The organism is Streptomyces sp. NPDC034049, assembly GCF_055575575.1.
Map to the genome: position 1 here is coordinate 18,006 of NZ_JBVISJ010000025.1, position 11,997 is coordinate 30,002.

At 73.5% G+C, this 11,997-nt stretch carries 12 protein-coding genes; 6 read left to right on the forward strand and 6 right to left on the reverse strand.

The genetic code is table 11. The features are described from left to right. Positions 1-3 precede the first annotated feature (3 nt). The 3 genes from ACZ52C_RS39850 to ACZ52C_RS39860 form a co-directional block, all read right to left on the reverse strand. Positions 4-1,416, reverse strand: a complete 1,413-nt coding sequence (locus ACZ52C_RS39850; protein WP_469079427.1) for a ricin-type beta-trefoil lectin domain protein — start codon at positions 1,414-1,416, stop codon at positions 4-6. Between the two features lie 96 nt (positions 1,417-1,512). Continuing rightward, entirely contained in the window at positions 1,513-2,961 is a 1,449-nt protein-coding gene (locus ACZ52C_RS39855; RefSeq protein ID WP_469079428.1) for a hydrolase, read from the reverse strand. 85 nt (positions 2,962-3,046) lie between these two features. Then, on the reverse strand, positions 3,047-4,570 hold the full coding sequence (locus ACZ52C_RS39860) for an eCIS core domain-containing protein (protein WP_469079429.1): 1,524 nt from the start codon (positions 4,568-4,570) through the stop codon (positions 3,047-3,049). A 233-nt stretch (positions 4,571-4,803) separates the two neighbouring features. On the opposite strand from ACZ52C_RS39860, the gene ACZ52C_RS39865 reads away from it, so the two are divergent. The 4 genes from ACZ52C_RS39865 to ACZ52C_RS39880 all read left to right on the forward strand — a co-directional run bounded on the left by ACZ52C_RS39865 (position 4,804) and on the right by ACZ52C_RS39880 (position 7,622). Beyond that, positions 4,804-6,381 carry a phage tail sheath family protein gene (locus ACZ52C_RS39865; protein WP_469079430.1) on the forward strand — a complete coding sequence of 526 codons (1,578 nt, stop codon included), beginning with the start codon at positions 4,804-4,806 and terminating at the stop codon, positions 6,379-6,381. A gap of 76 nt (positions 6,382-6,457) precedes the next feature. Next, positions 6,458-6,901: a phage tail protein gene (locus ACZ52C_RS39870; protein WP_033526822.1), complete on the forward strand. Its 444-nt coding sequence runs from the start codon at positions 6,458-6,460 to the stop codon at positions 6,899-6,901. Further along, positions 6,901-7,467: a hypothetical protein gene (locus tag ACZ52C_RS39875; RefSeq protein WP_469079431.1), complete on the forward strand. Its 567-nt coding sequence runs from the start codon at positions 6,901-6,903 to the stop codon at positions 7,465-7,467. Before ACZ52C_RS39870 ends, ACZ52C_RS39875 begins: the two co-directional genes overlap by 1 nt. Beyond that, positions 7,464-7,622, forward strand: coding sequence for a DUF6760 family protein (locus ACZ52C_RS39880; protein ID WP_086786782.1), 159 nt, complete (start codon positions 7,464-7,466; stop codon positions 7,620-7,622). Before ACZ52C_RS39875 ends, ACZ52C_RS39880 begins: the two co-directional genes overlap by 4 nt. 876 nt (positions 7,623-8,498) lie before the next feature. Here the strand turns inward: ACZ52C_RS39880 and ACZ52C_RS39885 are convergent. The 3 genes from ACZ52C_RS39885 to ACZ52C_RS39895 all read right to left on the reverse strand — a co-directional run bounded on the left by ACZ52C_RS39885 (position 8,499) and on the right by ACZ52C_RS39895 (position 10,415). Beyond that, the gene (locus tag ACZ52C_RS39885; RefSeq protein WP_469079432.1) at positions 8,499-8,714 is read right to left on the reverse strand and encodes a hypothetical protein; all 216 of its coding nucleotides are present in this window, start codon (positions 8,712-8,714) and stop codon (positions 8,499-8,501) included. Between the two features lie 12 nt (positions 8,715-8,726). Further along, on the reverse strand, positions 8,727-9,236 hold the full coding sequence (locus tag ACZ52C_RS39890) for a hypothetical protein (RefSeq protein WP_469079433.1): 510 nt from the start codon (positions 9,234-9,236) through the stop codon (positions 8,727-8,729). 705 nt (positions 9,237-9,941) lie between these two features. After that, a complete protein-coding gene (locus ACZ52C_RS39895; RefSeq protein WP_469079434.1) occupies positions 9,942-10,415 on the reverse strand; it encodes a hypothetical protein in 474 nt (157 codons plus the stop codon). 304 nt (positions 10,416-10,719) lie between these two features. On the opposite strand from ACZ52C_RS39895, the gene ACZ52C_RS39900 reads away from it, so the two are divergent. Beyond that, positions 10,720-11,448 carry an extensin gene (locus ACZ52C_RS39900; protein ID WP_469079435.1) on the forward strand — a complete coding sequence of 243 codons (729 nt, stop codon included), beginning with the start codon at positions 10,720-10,722 and terminating at the stop codon, positions 11,446-11,448. A gap of 120 nt (positions 11,449-11,568) precedes the next feature. Then, positions 11,569-11,994 carry a phage tail protein gene (locus tag ACZ52C_RS39905; protein ID WP_045563263.1) on the forward strand — a complete coding sequence of 142 codons (426 nt, stop codon included), beginning with the start codon at positions 11,569-11,571 and terminating at the stop codon, positions 11,992-11,994. Positions 11,995-11,997: the final 3 nt, after the last annotated feature.

The following is an 11,997-nucleotide window of genomic DNA, read 5'->3' on the forward strand; positions in this document are numbered from 1 at the left end:
CGGCTACTTCACGCGCCACTTCTGGTTCGGGGTGCCCGCGCAGGTCCACAGCTGGAGGTCGGCGCCGTTGCGAGTGGCGTTGTCCTTCACGTCGACGCACTTGTCGGCCTGCGGGTTGACCAGGTCGCCCTCGGTGCTGAGCACGAACTGCTGGGCGGGGTTGCCGCTGCACCGGGCGAGCTGGATGACCGCGCCGTCGTCCCGGGAGCCCCAGGCCACGTCCATGCACAGCCCGAGGGAGCGCACGGTGCCGTCGCCCCGGAAGTCCCACTTCTGGTTGGCCGAGCCGGCGCAGTCCCAGATCTGGAGCGGGGTGCCGTCCTTGCCCTTGCCGTTCTGCGCGTCCGTGACGTCGACGCAGCGGTTCGAGCCCTGGCCGATGATCGCGAACCCCTTGACGGCCGACGGCTTCTTCTTCGGCGTCTCCTTGGTGTCCGGTTCCCGGTCCGCCCCGGAGCCCGATCCGCCGGAGCCGGAGCCGGAACCGGAGCCGGAACCCCCGCCCGAACCGGAGCCGGAGCCCGGGTCCTCCTCGGGCTGCTCCTCCCGCGGGGGAGCCTCGGGCGTCTCGGAGGGCAGCGGCGCCGCGGAGATCGTGGGTGCCGGGGCCATCGCGGACGGGCTGGCGCTCGGCAGTGCCGTCGTACCGGCCTGCTGGAGGTCGCTCGCGGCGCTGACGACCTTGGGCTGGTAGGCGAACCACAGCGTCACGAAGGTGATCGCCAGCGCCACGGCCACCCCGAGGCAGGTGGCGAGCCAGCCCGGCAGGAATCCCCGCTGGACATAGGTGCCGTCGACGGACTGCGGTGCCACGCCGGCCCGTTGGACGGCGAGCGCGTACGGTCTCTCCTCCTTGGACCCGAACCAGATGATCTGCCGGGGCTTCAGCGTGGCCTTCACGAACGCGGCACGGCCGGGTTCGATCTGCACATTGCTCGGACGGATGTCGTACGACAGCTGGTCGCCGTTGTCGTTGCCGCTGACGGCGGCGGTGACCTTGGTGTTGCCGAGGTTGTCGATGGCGAGCTGCGGCCGGCCCCGCAGGCGGCCCTTCACGGTCGGCGGGACGAGTTCCGCCCGCACCTCCGTGAACGGGGTGATCGTCAGGTTCCCCTCGGGGACGGTCGTCGCCTCCGGGTGCTGCGTCGGGGTGATGCGCACGGCGTACGGGTGGGGCCCGGCCGTCGCGTCCGGGGTGCGGGGCGGCGCGAAGGTCAGCTCCACCGTGCCCGTCGTGCCCGGGTAGAGCCGCAGGGTCTGTGGCTCCACGGTCGTCCACGGCGCGACATCGCCGACGGGCTCGAACCGGTACTCATCGACCACGTCACCGGTGTTGCGCAGGCGCAGCCGTACGGTCGTACTGCTCCCCGGGTCCACGGTCGCGGAGGCGGGTTCGAGCGAAGTCCAAAGGCTCACGGAGGGACGCTACGCGACCCCCCGCGTACGGTCAGGAGTCGCCGGGGCAGGACCGGCTGCCCCGACGGCCACCCGGTCCCTTCCCCAACGGCCTTGTCACACCGTGAACTTGACGGCTTCCAGCCAGATGCCGTTGTCGAGGGTGCCGCCGAAGATGTAGTGCTCTCCCTCGCCGGGTTTGTCGCAGGCCAGGTTCTGCCAGCCCCGGTCCTTCTGGTGGACCGACTGGCAGACCCCGCGGGCGCCCTCGTCGACGTTGATGGTGAAGCCCAGCATGGCGGGGGCGTCCTTCTTGGAGTCACCGATGTAGTTGTCCAGGCCGTCGGGCGCGCCCGACCAGGGTTCCACGTAATGCCCATGACCGTTCGTCGAGTCGGGGTTGTGGACGAAGGCGGCGCTGGCGGTGCCGCCCACGCCGGCCACCGCGATGTTGAGGGCCGTGAGCGGCGTGGCCTGGCCGACCGTGCCGGCCGTGTCGCCGTCGCACTCCGGGGACGTCCAGCCCTTGCCCTTCACGAAGGCGCGGTAGCAGATGTGCCGGCCGCCCGGGTCCGAGGCTGCCAGCTGCCGTACGGCGGTCGCGGCCGTCGGCGCCTTCTTCGGCTTCTCCTCGCCCCCGCCGCCGGATCCGCCGCCCCCGTCGCCGCCGCCGCTCCCGCCGTCGCTCTTCGGCTCCTCCGTCTGCGGGGGCGCCGAGGAGACGGCCGGAGGCGAGGGCGTGGGCGGTGCGGGGGCGGACAGGCTCGGCGAGGGCGAGGGCGGCAGCGTGCTGACGCCGGCCTCCCGCAGCTCCGTGGTGGCGCTGACCACCCTGGGCTGGTAGGCGAGCCACAGCGTCAGGAAGGTGATGGCGAGCGCCAGGAAGATGCCGAGGCAGGTGGCGAGCCAGCCGGGCAGGAAGCTCCGCTGCACATAGGTGCCCTCGACGTCGAGCGGTGTCACCCCCGAGCGCTTCACCGCGAAGGTGTAGGGCCGCTCCTCCTTGGACCCGAACCAGATGATCTGGCGGGGCTTCAGCGTGGCCTTCACGAACGCGGCACGGCCGGGCTCGATCTGCACATTGCTCGGATGGATGTCGTACGACAGCTGGTCGCCGTTGTCGCTGCCGCTGACCGACGCGGTGACCTTGGTGTTGCCCAGGTTGTCCACGGCGAGCTTCGGCCGCCCGCGGAAGCGGCCCTTGACCGTCGGTGGGACGAGCTCCGCCCGCACCTCCGTGAACGGGGTGATCGTCAGGTTCCCCTCGGGGACGGTCGTCGCCTCCGGGTGCTCGGTCGGCAGGATGCGCACCGCGTACGCGTTCGGGCCGGCCGTCGCATCCGGGGTGCGGGGCGGCGCGAACGTCAGCTCCACCGATCCCGTCGTCCCCGGGTACAAGCGGAGCGACTGCGGCTCCACGGTCGTCCACGGCGCGATGTCACCGACCGGCTCGAAGCGGTACTCGTCGACCACGTCACCGGTGTTGCGCAGGCGCAGCCGTACGGTCGTACTGCTCCCCGGGTCCACGGTCGCGGAGGCGGGTTCGAGGGAAGTCCACAGGCTCACACGGCCACGCTAGGCGGGCGGCCGACAGGAGTCAGGAGTCGCAGGGGCACCACCGGGTGCCCTCGCGGCCATCGTTCCTCCCCGCCTACGCGTGCTCGCTCTCCCACTCGGACTCCGAGCCGTCCGGGGCGTGGTCCAGGGTCCTTGCCGTCATCGCCCCTTGCAGGACCCAGTCCTCCAGCGTCACACCGCTCCCGGCGGCCTTTTGCCTGACCGCCTCCACCACCGCGGGATGTGCGCGCATCCACTGCGGCATCAGCCAGCCGGGGAAGAACTGCTCGTGCGTGCCGGAGGCCACGACCTCGTACCCGTTGGGCCGGCCGAGGTGCTCGTTGACCGCGTCGAAGGCCCACTGGCAACTGCGGCACGCCTTCTTGACGCCGCCCATCATGACCTTCTCCGGGTTCGTGGCGTCCTTCGGGTTGGCCAGCCAGTGTGCCACGTGCTCGCCCAGCACGGTCATCTCACCGTGCTGGGAGACCTTTCCGGTCTCGGCGGAGTCGACCGCGTACCACTTGATCTCCTTGCCCAGCGCGGCCTCGATGGCGCGCAGTCCGGGGGCGTCGCCATGGACCTCGGCGTAGTCGCCCGACGCCTGGGCCTTGAGCTTGTTCTGGTCCTTCGGCGTGCCGAACTCCTGGCCGAACGCGGCGACCGCGTCCTTCTTCAGCGCCGTCTCGACGACCTCCTTGTCGTTTTCCGTGACCCGCTTGTCGCCCGTGTTCCCCGCGATGGCGAGCGAGCCGTCGGGGAGGAGCGACACAGCGAGGTGAGGAGTGATCTTCTTGGCGCCGCGACGGGGGTTCTTGTTCTTCTTGTCCTTGAACATCGAGTTGGTCCCCTCGATGGTCTCCAGGGCGACACGGGACATCCGGTCCAGCATGCGCAGGGTGACGTCCCGGTCGTTGTCGCCGGTCGGCTTCGTCTGCCTGTACGTGCCCTTGGCGGCCGCAGCGGTGGGGGCCCGCTGGACGTCGACTGTGCCCGGCGCCGCGGTCGCACCACCCGTGGACTGCTCGGCCCGCCGCATGGGGACCGCCGCGCCCATCACCCGGTGGGCGTTCGCCTCGGCCTCCCGCTCGAACCGGTCGCCGGGATCGCTGACGCGCAGTCCGCCGCCGTTGTCGGTACCGGCGACCGGCCCCTGCCGCTGCTGGATGACATGGGTCAGCTCGTGCGCGAGGGTGTGCTTGTCGGCACCGCCCTGCCCCACCACCACATGGTTGCCGGAGGTGTACGCCCTGGCCCCGACCTCCGCCGCGGAACGCTGGGCGGCGGCGTCCGAGTGGATGCGTACGTCCCCGAAGTCGGCGCCGAGCCGGGTCTCCATCTCGGCGCGCAGCGGCTCGTCGAGTGGCCGGCCCGGGGTGCGGAGCGTCTGGTGCACGGCCGAGCGCTGCACCGCAGCCGAGCGCTGTGCCTCCGCACCGTGGCCGCAGTTCGCACTGTGCTCGTGCCGCTCCTCCTCGACCGCTCGGGCCACGGCCGCGTTGCCCGCCAGACGCTGGAGCGCGAGCACCCGCTGCGCCTGGGGCGTCATCGCCGGCCCGCGGCGGGTGTTCTGCCGATGGGCGGCGGCCTGTTCGTCCCGCCGTTCCTGTGCGCGCACGATGCTCCTCCACGGTTGGCACCCCAGAGGTACCGGGCCGCGCCGGCCGCCGGGAGAGCCGGAGGGGCAGCGCCGGGGGCAGACCCTGCGGGCGAGGGGGCATCGTGGCCCGGCGGACTGCCCCTGGGGGCAACAGAGCTGCCCCCGTCCAGGCCCGCAAGGACGTTTCGGGGGACGCGCTTCGCGCGTGAGGGTGAGAGGCGACCTGTCTCGTACCCCAAGGAGAGCAGAGCATGCCGTCCTACCTGTCGCCGGGCGTCTACGTCGAGGAGGTGGCCAGCGGCTCGCGTCCCATCGAGGGTGTGGGCACCTCGGTGGCCGCCTTCGTCGGCCTGGCCCCGACCGGTCCGCTGAACGAGCCGACCCTGGTGACCAACTGGTCCCAGTTCGTCGCGGCGTTCGGCGAGTTCACCGACGGCTACTACCTCGCGCACTCGGTGTACGGGTTCTTCAACAACGGCGGCAGCGCCGCGTACGTCGTCCGCGTGGGCGGCACGGCCCAGGACGGCGCGTCCGCCGGCTCCCCGGCCGCCGTGACGGGGTCCGCCGCGCCGGCCGCGCTCCCGTCGGGCGAGCCGAAGCAGCTGGGCACCTTCAGTGTGACCGCCATCGCGGGCGGTTCGCTGAGCGTCGAGGTCGCCGACCCCGAGGGCGAGGGTCCCGCCGAGCGCTTCAGGCTGATCGTCAAGGACGGCGACAAGCCGGTCGAGACCTTCGACGTGACCGCCAAGAAGGGCGGCCGCAACTACGTCGTGACCCAGGTCAAGGAGCGCTCCAAGCTGATCACGGTCCAGGAGACCGTGCCGGCCGCGCAGCTCGTGCGCCCCGACAACCAGACCGTCGCGCTGGCGGCCCCCGCCGCCCCGGCCGCCGTCGCGCCCGCCGGCGCCGACGACGCCCACCCCGGCCCGGCCGAGTACCTCGGTGACTCCGCCGACCGCACCGGCTTCGGCGGTCTGGAGGCCGTGGACGAGATCTCCATGGTCGCGGTGCCCGACCTGATGGCCGCCTACCAGCGCGGCGCGATCGACCTGGAGGCCGTCAAGGCGGTCCAGCTCGGTCTGATCGCGCACTGCGAGCTGATGGGCGACCGGGTCGCCGTCATCGACCCGCCGCCCGGCCTCAACGCCCGCCAGATCCGCGTCTGGCGCCAGGAGACCGCCGGCTACGACTCCAAGTACGCGGCCCTCTACTACCCCTGGATCAAGGTCTTCGACCCGGCCAGCGGCCAGTCCCGCGTCATCCCGCCGAGCGGCCACGTCGCCGGTGTCTGGGCCCGCAACGACTTCGAGCGCGGTGTGCACAAGGCGCCCGCCAACGAGGTCGTCCGCGGCGCGGTGGACCTCGAACTCCAGATCACCCGCGGCGAGCAGGACCTGCTCAACCCCATCGGCGTCAACTGCATCCGCGCCTTCCCGGGCCGCGGCATCCGCGTCTGGGGCGCCCGCACCATGTCCTCCGACCCGGCCTGGCGCTACCTCAACATCCGCCGGTACTTCAACTACCTGGAGGAGTCGATCCTGATCGGCACCCAGTGGGTGGTGTTCGAGCCGAACGACCACGCGCTGTGGGCCCGGATCCGGCGCAACGTCTCCGCGTTCCTGGTCAACGAGTGGCGCCAGGGCGCCCTGTTCGGCCAGCGGCCCGAGGACGCGTACTACGTCAAGTGCGACGAGGAGACCAACCCGCCGGAGTCGGTGGACCTCGGCCGGGTCATCTGCGAGATCGGTATCGCCCCGGTGAAGCCCGCCGAGTTCGTGATCTTCCGGCTGGCCCAGTTCTCCAGCGGCAGCGGCGAACTGGAGGAGTAGGCCGTCACCGGCCCGCCCCCCGTTCTCTCGCTGAAGCCCCTTGCCCCTCCCTGCCCCTTAGAAGGACACAGAACAGATGAGTCTCGCGCCGGGTGACGCCCTTACTTCACACAATTTCGGCCTGCAGATCGACGGGGTGATGGTCGAGTACCTCGCGGAGGTCAGCGGCCTCACCCTCGAACAGGACGTCATCACGTACCAGCAGAACTCCGCCCAGGGCCGGCCCGAGGTCAACCTGCTGCCCGGTGTGCAGAAGAACGGGCAGTGCACCGTGGTCCGCGGCATGACCCAGTCGGCCGCGTTCAACACGTGGATCAACGACTCGATCAACGGTCAGATGGGCTCGGCGCGGAAGAACGCGTCGATCATCATGATGGATTATCAGAACAACCCGGTGAAGCGGTACAACATGCGCAACGCCTGGTGCAGCAAGATCGACGCGAGCACCCTCAAGGCGGGCGAGGCCTCCGCGCTCACCGAGACCGTGACCATCGTCTTCGAAGAACTGGTCATCGAGTAATGCGGCGCACGGCTGGCAGGTCGGGCGCGGGCTCGATCGTGGACGTACCGGGCGCGGGTCCGGTGACGGGACCGGAGGGGGCGGGGGCTCCGGCGGCGGGCTTCGCTCCCGCCGCGCAGGGCCCGGTGCCGGGAGCGGCGCCCGCCCCCGTGCCGGGTCCCGCCCCCGCTCCGGCTGTCGCGCCGGTGGCGCAGCGGCTGCGGACGGAGTTCCCGTTCGAGCTGCCGCGCGGCTACGTCGACGAGGCGGGGAACGTCCACCGGGAGGGCGTGATGCGTCTCGCCACCGCCCGGGACGAGCTGATCCCGCTCCGCGACGTCCGGGTCCAGGAGAACCCGGCGTACCTGTCGGTCGTGCTGCTCGGCCGGGTCATCACCCGGCTGGGCAATCTGCCGATGGTCCACGACGGGATCGTGGAGAACATGTTCGCGTCCGACCTCGCGTTCCTCCAGGACTTCTACCGGCAGGTCAACGCGGAGGGCCACACCCGCGCGGCCGTGGAGTGCCCCCACTGCTCCGAGCCCTTCGAGGTCGAACTCGGCGGGAGCCGCCTGGGGGAATCGTGACGTACGCGACCGACCGGCTGCACGAGGAGATCGCGTACGTCGCCTTCCACTTCCACTGGAGCTTCGAGGAGATCCTCGACCTCGAACACCACGACCGCCGCCGCTACACCGAACAGATCGCGTCCCTCGTGACACGGGGCGGGTCGGAGGGCTGATCACGTGGGGTTCATGGATCGCCTGCGGGGCGCCGCCGGGTCGGCTGCGCGCCGGGGCGGGGTTGACGGGCGTGCGCCGGGCGACGGGGCCGGGGGTGCCTCGGGCGGAGAGGCCGGGGGTGCTTCGGGTGCGGGGCGCGACACGGGTGTCGGGAGCGGTGCGGGTGCCGGTGCTTCGGGTGCCGGTGCTTCGGGTGCCGGTGCTTCGGGTGCCGGGAGCGGTGCGGGTGCCGCGGGTGCTTCGGCCGTTGCCGGCGGTGGGGGTGCTCTCGGCGGTGGCTGGGAAGGGCTCGGGCCGATTCAGCGGGCCCTCGGGGGGCCGGCCGCTGTCGCGGACGCCGGGTTCAGCGGGCGGTTGAGCACCTGGCAGAACCCGTCCTTCACCGGGACCCTGTCCCACGCCGTGCTCCCCGGCGCGCCGGGCGGTCTGGTCAAGAACGTCCTCACCACGTCGGCGGCGCCCGTCGCCGGCCTGGAACTGCCGTCGCGCACGCTGCCGGTGGCGTACGAGGAGCCGGAGGCCCCGGCCGCCCCCTCCATGCCCCCGTCCGCGTCCGCCGACCCTGGGCCTGCGCCTGCGCAGCGAGCGCCGTACCAGGTCACGCCGACTCGTCCGACCGGCCCCCGGGTCACTCCGGCACGGCCCCACGCCACCCGTCCGGCCCCGTTGACCAAGGCCGCCGCCCCACCGGCCGTCCAGCGCCGGACCCTGCCCGCGTCACGGCCACAGCCCTCCGGGCCCGCCGGGGCGCCGGGGGGTACGGCTTCGGGTCCGACGCCTTCGAGCGGTGCCGCGCGCGGGCGTACGGTGCCTGCGGCGACGGCAGCCGGGGGTACGCCGCCCGGACCTACGGCAGCGGACGGCTCCTCGTCCGGTCACCCGGCTTCCGGCGGCTCCTCGTCGCCGGGTGCGGTCTCGGGCCGTACGGCGTCCACGGGGAGCGGGGCGGGCTCGGCGAACTCAGGTACGCGCCCGGTCGGCGCGTCCGGCGGCACCCCTCGGGCAACGGCGCCTGCCGCGACTCCGGCCCGGGCCGAGGCCCCTGCGGCCAGCTCCACGAGCGCGGTCGAGGTCCCCTCCGGCACCACCAACGCCGCCCCCGCTCACCCGGGGCCGGCCATCCAGCGGGCGACGCCCGACACCGCCGCCGGGACGACACCGAACTCCGGCGGCACGTCGGCGACCGGCGACCGCGGGGGGCCGAACCCCGTCGGCGACGCGACGACGAGGCCCGGCGGGACGACACCGAACTCCGCCGGCGCACCGACGAGTCCCACCAGCACGCCGACGGGTCCCGCCAGCACGCCGGTGAGTCCCCACCGCGTGACGGCGGGTCCCGACCGCGCGCCGTCGAACCCGGTCGGCGCGCCGCCAACTCCCGGCCGTACGACGCCGCCGCCCAGCCGTACGACCAAGAACTCCGCCGGCGCGACCACGAGTCCCGGCCGTACGACGTCGAACCCGGTCGGTCCCGCCACCACGAGCCCCGGCCGTACGACCTCGAACCCGGTCGGTCCCGCCACCACGAGCCCCGGCCGTACGACCTCGAACCCGGTCGGTCCCGCCACCACGAGCCCCGCCGGTACGACGTCGAACCCGGTCGGTCCCGCCACGACAAAAACCGGCGCTCCGGCCACGAACTCCGGCCGTGTGGCGGCGAATCCCGCCGGTGCCGTGCAGCGCTCCGCCAGTACGTCAGGGGAACCCCGGCGCGCAGCGGGCGACCCGGTCGGAATCACGCCCCCGTCCGACATCACGGGCAACCAGCCTGCGGGCAGCCACGCCACCCCCGGACGGGGTGAGGTCAGCGTCCAGCGGGCCATGACCGCGTCCAACGCCGCGTCAGGCGAACCCGCAGGCACAGGCTCCGCCCCCGCCGCCTCCGTACACGGCGAGGTCAGTGTCCGGCGGGCAGCGCCCGGTCCGGGCTCCCCGTCAGGCCGTTCCCTCGGCGCCGGCACCCACTCCGGCGTGTCCGGAGGCTTCCAGGGCGACGTCCAGCGGTCCGCGCCCCAGGCCGGCACCGCGGCACCCCACCCCGCCGATACGGCGACCGGTCCCACCGCCCCGCGCACCGCTCCGGTCCGCACCCCGGCCACCCCCAGCCCTGCCGAGCGCGACGTCCAACGGACAGCGACCGGTCCCAGCCGTACCGCCGCGACCACCACCCCCACCGCGGCATCGGTCGGCGCTCGCGCAGCATCGGCCCGCCCCGGTGGCACGTCGCCCGAAACCAGCGCCCCGGCGGCCGTCAGCCGACCGTCGAGGGCAGGTCTCGGCACCCCGGTGGGCGACGCCGCTCCCCGGACGGCGACACCTCACGGCACGACCCCCACCGGCCCCGCCACGCCCCCCACGGCCCCCACGGCCCCCGGGCCAACGCCGCACGCCTCCGGTCCTACCGACGTGCAGCGAGCGACGACCGCCCCCAGCCGTACGGCAGCCACACCGCCCGGGACCGGCGCCTCGGCCACACCCGGTCGCAGCGCGACGACACCGGGCTCCGGCGCCACGGCAGTCGGCCCGAGCGTCCCTGCCTCCGCGCCCGCTGCCGCCCCGCCCACCCGCAGCGCGGCCGACGCGATCCAACGGGCAACGGCCAACCCCCGTGACACGGCCCCCACCCCCGGCCCGACGTCCACCCCCGGCCCGACGTCCACACCCGCCACCACCAGCTCCTCCCCCACCACCCGGCGCATGGGCCTCGGCACCCCCACCTCCGGCCCCGTGCCTCCCGCCGCACCCTCCCCCGCACCCCCGGCGCCGACGACCCAGCCCACCGTCGCCCCCACCCCGACTCCCACGCCCCGCCAGCGCCCCCTTCTCGGCGCTCCCCTCACCACCCCGCCCCACGACACCCAGCCCTTGTCCGGGCGCCCGACCCCCGGGGCCCCGAGCCCCCTCGCCCACCCCTCCCCCGTGCAGCGGGCAACGGCTCCCACGGGCCCAGCCCAACGCCGCCCCGAAGGGGCGCGGGGAACTGCGCGCCCAGCCACGCACGGCCCGCAGCCGCTCCACAGCCCGACCCGGCACACCCCCGAACGCACCACCACCCCGACGGCCCCCACAAAGCCGCAGGCCCCGTCAACCCTGCCGATGTCCGCCGCCCTGCCGATGTCCGCCGCCCTGCCGATGTCCGCCGCCCTGCCGATGTCCTCCTCCGCCCCACCCGCACTCGCCACGACCACCCCCGTGCGCCCCCTCACCCCCACTCGCGCCCTCACCACGGCCCTGCCGGCCCCCACCCCACCCCCTGCGCTCCAGCGTCAGACCCCCCGGTCCGCCGTCCCCCTGCGCCGCCCCGCGGCCCCCGGCACCGGCCCCGCCGTACAGCGCCTCACCACGAACAAGCCCGCCTCCCCCGCTGCCGTCGCCCCCACGACACCCCCGCACTTCCAGCACGCACCGCAGAAGCCGACCCCCCTCCCCGCCCTCCCGGTGGTCCAACGCCGAGCCCCCACACCACCCGCACCGCCCGTCACCCCCCAGGCACCCACCACACCCCTCGCCGCACCGCCCCCCGCACCCGCACCCGCACCCGCACCAATCCAGCGAGCCCCAGAAGTCCCCCTCCGCCCCACCCCCGCCACCACAACCACCGCCGCCACCACAACCACCGCCACAGCTCACCGCACCGCGTCCGCCAACCCCTCACCCCCCTCCACCCCGGCGGACACCGCGACCCAGTTCGACCCCCGCTCCCTCACCGACTTCCAACTGGACGAGCTGACCCACAAGCTCATCGGCCGCATCACCCGCCTCGTCCGCACCGAACTCCGCCTGGACCGCGAACGCATCGGCAAACTCCGCGACCCCCGCCACTGACCCACGCCACTCCCCTCGCCCCCACCCACCACCGGACCCCGACCCCGCCACCGAACGCCCACCCGCCCCACACCCCCACCGCACGACCCGGCGGCAGCCACCCGCAGAAAGGCCCACCCGATGCCCCGCGATCTCGACCCGGGCTCCACCATCTACTTCACCCTGACGATCGACGGCGAGAGCCTCGGTTACTTCAACGGGTGCGAGGGGCTGTCCTCGACGGTGGAGATCGAGCACCGCCAGGAGGGCGGGAACAACGGGTTCGTCTGGCAGTTCCCGTCGCGCGTGACGTTCTCCAACATCCGGCTGACGAGGCCGCTCACCCCGGACACGGCGAAGGTCGCGGCGTGGATCTCGTCCGTGGCGACGGGCGTGAAGCGCCCGACCGCCCAGATCGCGGCGCTGCGCGCGGACGGCTCGGAGGTGGCCCACTGGGGGCTGATCGACGTCCTGCCGGTGAGCTGGCAGGGGCCGTCCCTGGACCCGTCGAACCCGAGCGTGGCGACCGAGGTCCTGGAGATCACGCACCACGGATTCACGGACTGAGGG

Excerpts from the sequence above, each read along its gene's own strand:
- ACZ52C_RS39865 (WP_469079430.1), top strand. The coding sequence starts at position 4,804 with ATGCCGTCCTACCTGTCGCCGGGCGTCTACGTCGAGGAGGTGGCCAGC.
- ACZ52C_RS39870 (WP_033526822.1), top strand. The coding sequence starts at position 6,458 with ATGAGTCTCGCGCCGGGTGACGCCCTTACTTCACACAATTTCGGCCTG.
- ACZ52C_RS39875 (WP_469079431.1), top strand. The coding sequence starts at position 6,901 with ATGCGGCGCACGGCTGGCAGGTCGGGCGCGGGCTCGATCGTGGACGTA.
- ACZ52C_RS39900 (WP_469079435.1), top strand. The coding sequence starts at position 10,720 with ATGTCCGCCGCCCTGCCGATGTCCGCCGCCCTGCCGATGTCCGCCGCC.
- ACZ52C_RS39905 (WP_045563263.1), top strand. The coding sequence starts at position 11,569 with ATGCCCCGCGATCTCGACCCGGGCTCCACCATCTACTTCACCCTGACG.